The following is a 10,006-nucleotide window of genomic DNA, read 5'->3' as shown; positions in this document are numbered from 1 at the left end:
CACCAGGAAAGGGTGAAAATATGTCGTTCCTCGACAAGGCCAAGGAAGCTGCCGAGAACCTCGCCGACAAGGCCAAGGATGCTTTCGAGCAGGGCAAGGATGCCGTCGCCGACACCGTCGACAAGGTGCAGGATGCGGCTGGCGACGCCAAGGACGCTGTCGCCGACAAGGCAGCCGAAGCCAAGGAAGCGGCTGAGGGTGCCGCCGACAAGGTCAAGGGCGCCGCTGAGGGTGCCGCCGACAAGGTCGAAGGCCAGTAGTACAAGGCCAGTAAAGAAGGTCGGTAACAGATGGCGAAGGTCTCGGTTTCCGTAGACGTTCCGCTATCTCCCGAGGAGGCGTGGAAACACGCCTCCAACCTGTCCCGGTACAAGGAATGGCTGACCATTCACCGGGTCTGGCGTTCCACGCTGCCCGAGACTCTCGACAAGGGCACGGTCGTCGAGTCCATCGTCGAGGTCAAGGGCATGGCCAACCGGGTCAAATGGACCATCGTCAGCTTCAAACCGCCGCAGTCGATGACGCTCGACGGCATCGGCGTCGGCGGAGTGAAGATCAAACTGATCGGCAAGGTCAGCCCCCAGGCCGGAACCAGCGAAGGGACCGGATCGAACGAAGGGGACGGGGCCGCCTCGGTCGTCACTATGGACGTCCATCTCGGCGGCCCCGCCCTGTTCGGGCCGGTCGGCATGATCGTGGCCGCGGCGTTGCGCGGCGACATTCAGCGGTCACTCGACCGCTTCGTGGTGACGTTCGCTCCGCAGTAAGGGTCAGGACGGACATGACCGCCAGCCGGTACGAGTACGGCATCGATTTCGGCGCGGTGGCGGCGATCGACATCCACACGCACGTGGAGATCGACTCCGCGGGCGGGTGTGCCTATGACCCGGAACTGGCAGAGGCCACCGGCCGCTACTTCAAACTGGGGCCCGATCACTTCACCCGGGTCGACGATCTCGCCGATCAGTATCGCCGCAACAACACCGCGGCGGTGGTCTTCACCGTCGACGCCCGGACCGCATCGGGGCACGTCCCCAACTCGGTCGAGGAGCTGATCGAGGGCACCATCCGCAACAACGACGTGCTGATCCCGTTCGGCTCCGTCGACCCGTTGACCGGTGACGCGGCGGTGCGGCGGGTCAACGAACTCGTCGCCGAAATACTTTCCGCCCCAACTTGTCCGGGCGCTCAGCCGGCAGCTGCGGACCAAGGCGTTGTTCGGCACCGATCACCCGTACATCACGCTGGAACGGTGGCGGCGGGACTTCGAGACCCTCGACGTCGACCCGGAGACGCTGGCAATGATTCTGAAAGGCAACGCCTTAGGAGTTCTCGGTATCAGCGCAGCGGATCGCTGAGCCCCAGACCGTCGGTCATGTTCATCGGCGGCCGCGCCCTGTCCGGGTGGCCGATCTGTCCCTTACGCAGAATGCTGAGCAGATCGTGGTACGGACCCACCAGGTAGGCGGTGTCACCTGCGCGGAACCGGGTTTCCCTGCGTGGGTAAAGATCCGGTGCGCTGCTGCCGCTCACGACCGAGATCACCCGGGTCCGGATGGGCAAGTCGGCGATGCGCATCCCGTCCAGTTCGCTGCCCGGGCCCACCACCACCCCGCCCACCATGAACGACTGCTGGCCCACGGAGAAGGTGCCCACCACGTCCAAGCCCATCGCGGCACCGACGAACCACGGCGTGGCCAGGTCCGCGGTGGAGCGTACGTGGTTGAAGTCCAGTCGCTGGCCGACGGCCGTGCCGAGTGCTTTGTCGTAGATCCGCAGGACGATCGGAGTGCGCGACTGCGGCGAGGACCCCGTCAGCTGCCGAAGGACCAGGCCGGTCTCGATATTGACCATGTCGTCCTCGGTCAATACGGCCACCGCGCGGGCGCGGTCGGCACGAGCCGCCGCCAGCGTGCTCGGCAGCGTCGCATCGCCGATGATCACCGGGACGTTCGCTTCGGCGGCTGCGGAGAGATACCGGTTGTCCTCGTTGCGTTCGATGACGGTGACCGCGTGTCCGAAGTCTTTGAGCATGGCGGCGACGCGGACCCCGAACGATCCCAGGCCGACGACGACGAAGTGCTGGCGCAGGTGACTGACCCGCTGGCGGTCGGCGGCCTGCGCCAGCCGGCGGGACACCAGCACATCGGCGACGAAGGCGACGTTGACCGAGATCAAGGCGATGCCGCTGAACATCAGCACGACGCCGAACAGCCGCAGCCACAGCGGCTGGCCCAGGAAGTCGAAATCGCCGTAGCCGACGGTGGTCATGGTCTCGGTGGTGAACGACAGTGCGTCCACCCATCCCATCCTCGGCTGGAAGGAGAAACGCAGAATGAGCGTGGACACCACCAGCAAGGTTCCAGCCACGGCCAGGCCCCGGTAGAACATCGGGTTGACGTCGTCGTGGAACGCCCGGGCGCCGTCGAAGGCCCGCACCGGAGGGGATCGGTGCACGGGCGGTTCCCCGCTGCCGCCGGTCTGCAGGCCCTGGGCGCTGATCTCCTCCGCGCGTCCCATGACGGTGGTGGAGTCGCCCTCGAACACCTCGTCGTCCAGGCGCGGGCAGGCGACGATCTCCCCGGGGTTGGGTGACTTGTCGCCGCGGATGATCGCCACCGGCGCCAGCCGGCCGTACAACTGCCGAAGCGTGCCGTCCCGTGCGGCGGTGCCGTTGGCGACGACGAAGTCGACCCCGCCGGCGGTGAGGGTGTGCGCGGTGCGGCCCAGCATCGCCTCGACCACCGACGGTGCGGCCAGATCGGCGACGTCGAGCACGGCACCGGCCCCGATGCTGTCGTTCATGGCCTGATAGAGCACCCGGTTGGACAGCCGTGCCACCACTCGGACCTCAGGGTTGGCGTGCCGCGCCAGCAACGCCACCTCCAGATTGACCGAATCGTCGGCGGAGGCGGCGATCACCGCGTGCGCCGTTCTCACCCCGGCCGCGTCCAGAGCCGTCGGGCTCTTCAGGCGGACCACCGCCAGGTCGTCGTCGTCGAGTTCGTCGACGATCCGCATCGCCAGTGCATCGTCCCCGCACACGATGATGTGTCCCCGCATGGGCAAACGCTACTGCCGACCACGGCCTGCGCGTGGGAGGTCACGGTGCGATTAGGGTCTGGGGTTATGGCACGTCTGCGCCCCGGCTGGCTGGTCGCGCTGTTCGCCGCGGGGCTGTCGGTGGCCACCTGGCTGCCCTGGCTGACCGCGCCCGGTGGGGGGCGGGCCAGCGCCATCGGCGGCACCTTCGGCGATATCTCGGTGCCGGCCCGGTTCGGGGTCGGTCAGCTGATCGTGCTGCTGGCGTCGGTTCTGCTGGTGCTGGGGGCGATGGTGGCGCGGGGTTTGGCCGAGCGCCCGGCAGCGGCCGTTGCCGTGGTGACTTCGGTCCTCGTCGCGGCCCTGACGTGGTGGTACTTCCGCGCCAACGTGGTTGCGCCGTTGACCGCCGGGTACGGGTTCTACGTCGGTGTCGGCTGCGTGGTCGCTGTGCTGGCCTGTTCGGTCTGGGCTCTGGCAACGGTGCTGCTCGACCACTGAGCGGTCATCGCGGGGCCGGTAGGCTGTGGCGGGTTTCGAAGGGATGGGTATGCGCACAGTGATGGGGCCCGCCCAGGCGGCGGTTGTGGCGGGGTTGGCCGTCGGCCTGCTGGTGTCCGGGTGCTCGGGCAACAAGCCGAGTTCGGAGAAATGCCAGACCGTGTCGGCTCAGCTGACCGACGTTCCCACTCGCACCGATCAGGAGCCCAAGCTGCGCATCCCGGTGCCGGCAGGCTGGGAGCGCAGCACCCAGATGGATTCCGAACAGATCCGGTTCGCGCTGCGCAGCCCCGGGCTGGCCGCCGACGGGTTCACCCCCAACGCGGTGGTGACCCTGCAGAAGGTGAACAGCGACCTGGGCAAGCCCGAGCAGATCCTGCAGGCGCAGACCGACCAGCTCGCCAAGAAGCTCAACCTGACCGACGTGCAGTCCACGTCGACCAGCGTGTGCGGCGCCCCGGCGCTGTCGTCGAGCTACACCACCCCAGAACTCAAGCTCGGCAAGAAGATTCCGCCCGTTCCGCCGCGCAAGGCGACGTCACTGGGCGTGGTCTACCGCGGCGGTGACGCCAACTACGTCGCGACGGTGACAGTGCAGACCATCAAGGCCGACAACCCGACCTATGTGAAGGACTCCGAGGAGATCCTCAAGGGCTTTCAGATCCTTCCGCCGGCCTGACGGTCACCTCCGCGCCGATCAGCCGGTGGCCGCACCGGCCGCAGGCGAGTTCGGCGGTGAGCGGTCGGCCGCAGTCGGTGTGCCGGACGACGACAGCCGGTCCGTCCGGGGTGGCGAACCACCGGTGTGCCCACTGGACCGCGGTCAGCAGCACCCCGAGGAATGCCCGGCCTTTGTCGGTGAGCAGGTAGTCGCCGCGCTGCGTCTTGGTTGTGGGGGGCCCGTGCAGCACCCCGATGTCGCCGAAGGTTTTCAACCGCTCGGCCAGCAGGGTGGGGGGAGTGCCCAGTTGCGCTTGGAAGTCGGTGAACCGGGTCGTGCCCAGGAACGACGCCAGCAGTAGCGCCGCCGCCCACCGGTTGCCGAGCACCGACATGGTCTCGGGAAACAGACCGGCCTGGCCGGCGACGGGCTGCCCTTCGGCGCGTCGCCGGGTCGACGCCACCGGCACCGACCGTTCCCACGCGCCGCTGGGCCCCAGCGTCAGATCGACGTTCTCCGGCGTCGCCGGGCGCTGACAGCTGCCGCACCGCAGCACCGGGGAGAAGCCCTGGCCGCAACTGGTGTGGCGCATGGCTGGAAGCAGACCGGCGTGGTCGGGCACCCAGGTGCGCTCCCACTCCCAGATGAGCATCAGCAGCGGCCACAGCGACCTGCTGCGCGCTGTCGGCAGATACTCGCCGTCGCGGTGTACCAGCAACTCCGCATCGGTCAGCACCCGCAGCCGGTTGGTCAGCACCGCATGGGATATCGGCAGCCGGGCCGCGAAGTGGCCGTATCGGCGCGCGCCCAGTACGGACTGCTGGATGATCAGCAGGGTCCATTCGTCGCCGAGTAGCCCCAGCATCCGGCCGATGGCGTTGGTGCCGCCGGCGTGCAGTGCCGCCGGAGGGTGCCGCACTACAGTCCGACCGCGGCTGCGGCGTCGTCGGTCTCGCGCCAGCGCCGCAGCTCTGAGCCGGCCACCCAGGTGGAATGGGTGCCGCTGGAAATCCGTTCGGGCAGTTGGAGTTTGCACACCGGCCCGTCCGCGATGCGGGCGGCGTCGAACACCAGGCAGTAGGATGCGTCGTCGTTCATGTCGGTGGTCAGCGTCACCAGGTAACCGTCGTCCTCCGCGCGGCTTCCGACCCGCGGAGCCATCGCCGTCTCGCTGCCGTAGACGCCGTCGCCGAAGGAGATCCGCTCCTCGTTGCCGGTCGCCACGTCGTGGCGGACCAGTCCGTCGAACAGGAACCAGCCCGGCTTGCCGGTGGCCGCGTAGGCGTAGCGGTAGGGCTCGCCGCTGTGGGCGGCGTTGATCATGCCGAACTCGGAGATGGTGTCGCTCAACGGCTCTTCGGTGCAGGCGCCGGTCTTGAGGTTCAGCCGCCAGCGGTGCAGGCGGGTCTGCATCCGGTCCAGGGCCAGGAACCGGAATGTCCGCTGCCACTTGGTGCCGGTCGGGTCGTCAGCGGGATCCGGTTGGCCCTGATAAAAACCGTCGAGCACGATCTCGTCGCCGTCCTCGTAGGCGTTGGTGAAGTGCAGCACGAAGGTCGGGTCGGCCTCGAACCATCGGATTTGATCGCTTGTGCCCCGGCGGGGGATGACGGCGAAGCGCGACGGCATGTCGCGGTGGTAGCGGGGCAGGTGCACGCCGCGTTGGAGTAGTTCCGGATCCCAGAAGAAGGGAAAGTCGTTGAGAATGGCGTAGTTCCGGGTGAACGCCATGTCGTGCGGCAGTCGCGGACCGGGCAGTGGGACGTCGACGTAGTGCGCCAGGTCGCCTGCGGCACTGACCACGCCGTAGTGCAGATAGGGCGCCTGCTTGCTGTAGTTGAAGAACAGCATCTCGCCGGTGCGGTCGTCGACCTTCGGATGCGCCGAGACACCCCAGGGAGTCGGGAAGGAGCCGTTGAAGGTCTCCTTGCCTTGTGTTTCGCCGCTGTACGGGTCGACGCGGTACAGGTCGCCGCACTGGTAGAAACTGGTCAGCGCGGTTCCGCGGTGCACCACCACATCGGTGCTGGAACCGTCTTTGAGCATGGTGCGGGCGCCCCAGCCGTGGTCGGTTCTGGCCAGTTCGGGCGGTTCGGCCAGCCCCGGCCACAGCGGGCCGCCGGCCTCCTGCTCGGCCTCGAAGCCCTCGGTGCGCACGAACCGGTTGCGGTAGAACGCTTTTCCGTCCCGGAAGCCGACGATGTGCAGCATCCCGTCGCCGTCGAACGGGTGGTAGAACTTCAGCGCGGGATGCAGCGGGTTCTCGGTGTTGCGCAGGTAGATGCCGTCGAGGTCGGCCGGGATCTCGCCCTGTACCGCGGTCAGGTCGTCGGCCCGCCACTCGGTGTTCTGCGGCCGCCACGGCCCGGTGCGGTAGGGATGGTCATCATCCTCGGGCAGGGTGGACAGAAACTTGCCGACAACTTCGACCTCCATGGCGGGACCTCTCACTACTCCGGCGAACCGATGACGAAACTGACTGTGGTGGCGGTACTTCCACCGATGTTGAGCGTGCCGAACCGGCGCGCGCCGTCCACCTGGTAGTTCCCGGCCAGGCCGCTGACCTGTTTGGCGGCATCGAGCATCATTCGTACGCCGGTGGCTCCGACCGGGTGGCCGCCGCCGATCAGACCGCCGCTGGGATTGATCGGCAGCCGGCCGCCGATCTCGATGTCGCCGTTCTCGATCGCCTTCCACGACTCGCCTGGCCCGGTTAGGCCGATGTGGTCGATGGCCACGTACTCGCTGGGGGTGAAGCAGTCGTGGACTTCGAATCCGCTGAGGGCGTCGAGGTCGACACCGGCCCGGGTGAAGGCGTCCTGCACGGCGGCCCGAACATGGGGGAGGACATAGGGATTAGCTGGATCCGTTTTCGCGGCACGATCGAACTTCTGCCGTAGTCCCAGCCCGACGGTGCGGTGCCCCCAGCCCTCGATGCGCCCGATCGGCCGCACCCCGGGATGCTCGGCCAGGAACTCGTCGTTGACCAGCACAACACCGGCACCGCCGTCGGTCATCTGACTGCAGTCGAAGCGGCGGATCCGTCCCTCGACCGGCGGATTCACCTCGTCGTCGTCGCCGACGGCGGCGAGGTCCGGCACCGTCCAGTCACGGGTCTGGGCGTTGGGATTCCGCTTGGCGTTGGCCAGGTTCACCGCGGCGATGGCACGCAGGTGGGTGTCGTCGATGCCGAACCGGCGGTCGTATTCGTCGGCCACCTGATCGAACATGTAGGGCCACATGTATTTCGCGCCCTGGCCTTCGTGTCCGGTCCAGGCCGCCGCACCCAGATACTCGGCGGCGAGGTCGCCGGGAACGGTCTTCTCCAGTTCCAGTCCGACGACCAGTGCGGTTCGGTAATTGCCGGCGCGTAGATCGGCCATCGCCGCCAAGGCGGCCACACTGCCCGATGCGCAGGCGGCTTCGTGGCGGGTGGCGGGGGTGTCCCACAGACCCTCGTGCACGGTGGCCGGCATGGCGCCGAGATGGCCCTGACGGGCGAACATCTCACCGAAGGCGTTGCCCACATGCACCACACCGATGTCGGCGGCGTCGATCATCGCTTCGGCGAGGGTCTGATCGACCACCTCGCGCGCCAGTGCCGCGAAGTCGAGGCCCTCCCGGTTGAGGTTGCGGGCGAAATCGGTCTGATACCCGCCCAGAATCCAGACGTTTCCGGTCACCCTTCGAACGTACTACAACTAACAGAGTGCGGTGGGGCGGGTCGCGTGCTGATACTTTGCGCGCGTGAGAGCCCTGATCATTTCTCTGCCGCCACTGGCGATCGCGGCGGTGCTGTTCGTCTTCTTCTCCGCCGTCAGTGCCGGTGTGCGTCGGCTGGTGCGGGCGCACTGCAGCGACGAGTCCCGCGACGAACTCGTCGACCAGGCGAAAAATCTGCTGACCGGTATCTCGGCGACCTTCGCGTTCTTCGTCGGCTTCGCCATCTCGATGAGCTGGGGTGCGGTCACCGCCGCCCAGAACGCCGTCGAGCAGCAGTCGGCGGCCATCCAGCAGATGGCCTGGGAACTGCGCAACATCCCCGACCCGGGCGTCTCGGCCGCACTGACCGCCAAGCTCACTGCGTACACCGAGACGGCAGCCACCGCTGACGCCAACTTTCTGGCCAGGGGTGATGCCGGAGCGCTGCCCTCGATGGCCGCGCTGAACGACTTCGAGGACGCGCTCAACGGCTATGTGAACGGTCCGGACGCCGACCCCAGCGCCACCAGCCTGCGCGCCAGCAGTTCCAACCTGGTCTCGTCGGCGGCGTCGGTGTCGGCGGTGGCCCACCGCGCGCTTCCCTGGCCGCTGGCCGGGCTGTTGGCGATCGTGGCCGTGCTCGTGACCGCCGTCATGGGCACTACGACGGTGACCGGCGGGCGCCCGACGATGGTATTCGTCTACGTGTGGTGCTTGATACCGGCGCTGTCGCTGACCGTCGTGCTCGCTCTGGCGTTCCCGTTCGCTCTGCGCTCGGGGATGACGCTGGCGCCGTTGCGCGTGCTGGCCGACAGCCTTGCGCGGTGAGCAGCGGCGAACGGCCCAGCCGGCTCTGAGCTGAACCGATAGGACCTCGGCGGGTGTAACCGTCGACGAGCGGTACAAAAACGATAAGTGCCCCCGGCAGGATTCGAACCTGCGACACCGGCTTTAGGAGAGCCTGCAACGTCTCCTAGTGGTGACCTCAAAAGGTGCTTTGAGCTGGCAATTTAACGCCATCCGGCACCAGTCGAAACCACGGCGTGTCGCAGATCCACCGACCAAGCACCGACCACAGATCAGCGTTAGTTTCCGGGCTCGGAAAACGAGCGAAGCCCCTCGGCTGCAACCAAGGGGCTTCACGGAGGATTTATGCAAACCACCGTTTTTGCGCGCGGTCGAATTCTACCGCGGGCACATGACTACGTCACTGATCGTTCGCACGAATCCGCGTTCAGATTGCGGGTATTCGCCGTGTCGTCGGCGCTACTTGCTGTCGAGCGCCCGGATCAGAAGGTCCTTGATCTCGGCCTGGCCCTCTTCCATCGAGCGCACACGAGCGTTGGTGTCTGCGAGAGTGTTCTTGACCCCGGCGACATCGTCCTTGAGCGCGGTCACGTCGGATTTGAGTTGCCGTTGCCCTTCGGCGAGTTCTCGCTGGTTGGCTCCAAGCGCGTTAACGGCGGCAAGCACGGCTCGATAGTCGGCCTGAGTGGCCTCCAGAGCGGCGACCCGCGCCTCAAGATCTTCCAACGTAGCCACGGGTGCATCTTATCCGGCGGATCAGGAGCGGGTGGTCGGGAATGCGGTTCGCTCGCTGTCGGCAGCTGCAGCGTTGAGGGCGGTCTGTGATGACCCTAGAGAACACCTTGACGGTCGACGCCCGGCACGGCGGCCCGGCGGACCGGAGCGCCGCAGGCGCGGAGGGCCAGAGGGCCGACCGCGCGAGCGAAGCGAGCGCTCTTGGTAGTACTCAGAGTTATTGCTTCACCCCGGCCGCGAGTAGCAACGTGGCGGCTGTCGTCGATTCGGCGGAACGGCGCCGGATTCGATGGGGTGCACGGGCGATGCTCTGGCAGGCGTCATCGCTAAAGGCCGTGCGCTGCTGTGGGCGAATGCTGCACAACGACGCTGTCGGAGATCCAGACGACGGTCAGGGCGTCCGGATCGTGCGCCGTGAGGTTGATGGCCGGATGGTCGCCCACTATCAAGGGCTGATGACCTGCGGATCGGTTTGGTCGTGTCCTCGATGCTCGGCGGTGATCGCGCACACGCGATCCGCGGAGATCGGCGCAGCGGTGCGCGAGTGCTATCGGCAGG

10 protein-coding genes and 2 pseudogenes are annotated in these 10,006 nt (G+C 67.2%); 7 read left to right on the top strand and 5 right to left on the bottom strand.

Annotated elements, in window-relative coordinates:
- Window positions 1-20: 20 nt before the first annotated feature.
- From ADBZ6I_RS01370 to ADBZ6I_RS01360, 3 genes and pseudogenes are all read left to right on the top strand, one after another.
- Entirely contained in the window at window positions 21-260 is a 240-nt protein-coding gene (locus ADBZ6I_RS01370) for a hypothetical protein (RefSeq protein ID WP_526380108.1), read from the top strand.
- Window positions 261-290: 30 nt separating this feature from the next.
- On the top strand, window positions 291-767 hold the full coding sequence (locus ADBZ6I_RS01365) for a type II toxin-antitoxin system Rv0910 family toxin (protein ID WP_526380106.1): 477 nt from the start codon (window positions 291-293) through the stop codon (window positions 765-767).
- Between the two features lie 14 nt (window positions 768-781).
- A pseudogene (locus ADBZ6I_RS01360) lies at window positions 782-1,358 on the top strand (amidohydrolase family protein).
- Here the strand turns inward: ADBZ6I_RS01360 and ADBZ6I_RS01355 are convergent.
- A complete protein-coding gene (locus ADBZ6I_RS01355; RefSeq protein ID WP_526380104.1) occupies window positions 1,339-3,063 on the bottom strand; it encodes an NAD-binding protein in 1,725 nt (574 codons plus the stop codon). The pseudogene ADBZ6I_RS01360 and the gene ADBZ6I_RS01355 overlap by 20 nt on opposite strands.
- Before the next feature lie 66 nt (window positions 3,064-3,129).
- Between ADBZ6I_RS01355 and ADBZ6I_RS01350 the strand changes: the two genes are divergently transcribed.
- Both ADBZ6I_RS01350 and ADBZ6I_RS01345 read left to right on the top strand, forming a co-directional pair.
- Window positions 3,130-3,543, top strand: coding sequence for a hypothetical protein (locus ADBZ6I_RS01350; protein WP_526380102.1), 414 nt, complete (start codon window positions 3,130-3,132; stop codon window positions 3,541-3,543).
- A 49-nt stretch (window positions 3,544-3,592) separates the two neighbouring features.
- Entirely contained in the window at window positions 3,593-4,222 is a 630-nt protein-coding gene (locus ADBZ6I_RS01345; RefSeq protein ID WP_526380100.1) for an LpqN/LpqT family lipoprotein, read from the top strand.
- Here ADBZ6I_RS01345 and ADBZ6I_RS01340 read toward each other — a convergent pair.
- The 3 genes from ADBZ6I_RS01340 to ADBZ6I_RS01330 are packed head-to-tail and all read right to left on the bottom strand — an operon-like array spanning window position 4,191 to window position 7,887.
- Window positions 4,191-5,069, bottom strand: a complete 879-nt coding sequence (locus ADBZ6I_RS01340) for a winged helix-turn-helix transcriptional regulator (protein ID WP_526380164.1) — start codon at window positions 5,067-5,069, stop codon at window positions 4,191-4,193. The genes ADBZ6I_RS01345 and ADBZ6I_RS01340 overlap by 32 nt on opposite strands.
- Before the next feature lie 53 nt (window positions 5,070-5,122).
- Window positions 5,123-6,640, bottom strand: coding sequence for a carotenoid oxygenase family protein (locus tag ADBZ6I_RS01335; protein ID WP_526380098.1), 1,518 nt, complete (start codon window positions 6,638-6,640; stop codon window positions 5,123-5,125).
- Window positions 6,641-6,654: 14 nt separating this feature from the next.
- Window positions 6,655-7,887 (bottom strand): acetyl-CoA acetyltransferase, encoded by a 1,233-nt coding sequence (locus tag ADBZ6I_RS01330; RefSeq protein ID WP_526380096.1) that lies wholly within the window; start codon window positions 7,885-7,887, stop codon window positions 6,655-6,657.
- A 64-nt stretch (window positions 7,888-7,951) separates the two neighbouring features.
- Here ADBZ6I_RS01330 and ADBZ6I_RS01325 point away from each other — a divergent pair, with 64 nt between their 5' ends.
- Window positions 7,952-8,734, top strand: a complete 783-nt coding sequence (locus ADBZ6I_RS01325) for a bestrophin-like domain (RefSeq protein WP_526380094.1) — start codon at window positions 7,952-7,954, stop codon at window positions 8,732-8,734.
- A gap of 438 nt (window positions 8,735-9,172) precedes the next feature.
- Here ADBZ6I_RS01325 and ADBZ6I_RS01320 read toward each other — a convergent pair whose 3' ends face one another.
- Window positions 9,173-9,448 carry a hypothetical protein gene (locus ADBZ6I_RS01320; RefSeq protein WP_526380092.1) on the bottom strand — a complete coding sequence of 92 codons (276 nt, stop codon included), beginning with the start codon at window positions 9,446-9,448 and terminating at the stop codon, window positions 9,173-9,175.
- A 248-nt stretch (window positions 9,449-9,696) separates the two neighbouring features.
- On the opposite strand from ADBZ6I_RS01320, the pseudogene ADBZ6I_RS01315 reads away from it, so the two are divergent.
- Window positions 9,697-10,006, top strand: a pseudogene (locus ADBZ6I_RS01315) (hypothetical protein); the annotation flags it as partial.

The sequence above is a fragment of the Mycobacterium sp. genome, assembly GCF_044342925.1.
Lineage (GTDB): Bacteria > Actinomycetota > Actinomycetes > Mycobacteriales > Mycobacteriaceae > Mycobacterium.
The sequence above is the reverse complement of the archived record's forward strand: the minus strand, read 5'-3'. Positions and strand labels throughout refer to the sequence as shown.